Source organism: Methylobacterium sp. WL64 (genome assembly GCF_008039945.1).
Lineage (GTDB): Bacteria > Pseudomonadota > Alphaproteobacteria > Rhizobiales > Beijerinckiaceae > Methylobacterium.
Genome location: NZ_VRVA01000276.1, coordinates 1 through 1,619, shown reverse-complemented (window position 1 = coordinate 1,619; position 1,619 = coordinate 1). Strand labels below are relative to the sequence as shown.

Below are 1,619 nucleotides of genomic sequence, written 5' to 3'. Positions count from 1 at the left end.
GCCTCCAACTGGCGGCCAACGACTATCAACGTGGGGTTGTCACGCCAGCGCAGCTGGAAAACATCCGCGCCTCGGCACGTTCCCTGGTCGAAGATTTTGAGGTGCACGAAGACGTCGAGCCTGCGGGGGACGCTAAAGCGATGAACCCGAGCGAGACCCTGACCTTAGCTGAGCGAGCCCATCCCAGAAATGAAGCCGTGCCCGGGCAAGCGCCATCGCAAGAGGCGCTTCCCGAAGCGTGGAAAGGCGAGACGCCCGTGCTATGTGTGGCAGGACGCGGCCCCCTCGACGAGGCCTCCTCAGCTATGCTGGCCCAGCTGCTGCGCAAGCACGGACTTGGAGCACGGGTCGCCGGTTACGAGGCTGTTTCACGCGACCGCATTCGCGATCTCGACCTGACCGGCGTGGCGATGGTGTGCATCTCCTACCTCGACATCACCGGCAACCCGGCACACCTGCGCTACCTGCTGGAGCGGCTGAAGCGACGTGCACCGGACGTTCCGGTCCTAGTCGGCCTCTGGCCGGTGGGCGAGAAGGTACTCACCGATGCCGGCGTTGGACGCCAAGTTGGGGCTGACGCCTATGCGTCCTCGCTCCGGCAGGCCGTGGAGACTTGCCTGGCCGCTGCCAGTGCAACTCAGGACAGTACCGCCCAAGCGGCATAAGCGGGCTTTTAAAAACATGTACTAGCATGACATCATATTGATCGCTCGAAAGGATAACCACGAACTATGGTAGGTTGCGGGCAGGCACACCGGAGCACAAGCGCGGTGCGCCTGCTGTTCTGAGCAGCGAACTCAGAGCAGTTCAAGCAGCCGCCTTCTCGACCGTCTCGGCAAGCTGACTGGCGAGTTCGTCGCCCTTGTAGATTTCGTCCACCGCCTGCTTCAGCTTGGCCGCATCGTCTGTGCGACCGAGGGCTTTGGCGTAGGCGGCGGCCGAGCCGAAGCCGGCGAGGCCGTAATGCGACATGCGCTGGTACTGCGCGATGATCGCTACGTCGCGCAGCTTGCCGTCGCTCGACGCCTCCTTGACGCCGTGCTTCAGGGCCTCGGCCACGAGGCCCTCCATGCCTTTGCAGTGCTCGGGCTTAGTCTCACCGCCATTGGCTTGGATCAGGCTCCTGAGCACGTCGGTGTGCTTCTGGATCCCGCCCACCGATTTTTCCAGCATCTGCTTCAGTTTGGCGTCGCTAACCTGCCCGTTGAGCTGCTGCACGGCCCTGACCATCTGGTCGTTGGCCGACCAAAGATCCTGCATCTCGTCGAGATAAACCTCTTTCAGGCTGTTGGGTGCCGACATCGTTTCCTCCACTGGGTTGTCGATGCCTCGCAAACCGAAGGGACATCACGGCGTTCCGGTTGCCGGCATTCCCGCGTCGTTCCGCCCAGGGTCACAGAAGGGGACACGTCCGGAACCCCACGACTGCCGTCGAAGATTTCGCTTCAGCCACTGTCGTTCGCACCAGGGCTTTCCGCACGTTCGAACGTTAGCGTTCCGCGAGGAGAGACGCCGATGGTCGATGAAACGCGTCACATACAGATGCGGCAGATCGTGGCTGGCCTGTCCGAGGGCGTGATCCTGATCGAGCCGGATCAGACCATCGCCTACGCGAACAC

Annotated in this window: 1 protein-coding gene and 1 pseudogene; one reads left to right on the top strand and one right to left on the bottom strand. The window is 62.5% G+C overall.

The genetic code is table 11. The features are described 5' to 3' along the window. Positions 1 to 665, top strand: a pseudogene (locus FV242_RS33815) (cobalamin B12-binding domain-containing protein); the annotation flags it as partial. A gap of 142 nt (positions 666 to 807) precedes the next feature. Here FV242_RS33815 and FV242_RS33810 read toward each other — a convergent pair. Further along, complete coding sequence (locus tag FV242_RS33810) at positions 808 to 1,302, bottom strand: ferritin-like domain-containing protein (RefSeq protein WP_147942016.1); 495 nt, start codon at positions 1,300 to 1,302, stop codon at positions 808 to 810. Between the last annotated feature and the right edge of the window lie 317 nt (positions 1,303 to 1,619).